Below are 341 nucleotides of genomic sequence, written 5' to 3'. Positions count from 1 at the left end.
CCTTTTTTGAAGAAAACTTGAAATAAATGACTGTTCGCTGAGTATTTGAGCTAAACGTTCAAAAACCCAACTAAAAGTAGCCTTAAGCCCACTAAATTAGCGAGTTAAAATTAAATATCTCTGTTTGGTTGGCCAATTTGCTTTATCACTATCCAAATTGCACTGTACATCTACAGTCTGGGGTATGTTTTACAAACCTTATAAGCTCGACTTAGAGGGTTACCGCTTAATTAAGCTTTTTGAGAAACCAGGCTTTATAACTATATTGGTTTAACTAAGTCGGTTTAGCATAATGAAGGTAATAGGTAATAGGTAATAGGTAATAGGTAATAGGTAATAGG

Origin of the sequence: Pseudoalteromonas sp. P1-11, from assembly GCF_001399995.1 — a bacterium.
Taxonomy (GTDB): Bacteria; Pseudomonadota; Gammaproteobacteria; order Enterobacterales; family Alteromonadaceae; genus Pseudoalteromonas; species Pseudoalteromonas atlantica.
This window is presented reverse-complemented; position numbering follows the sequence as displayed.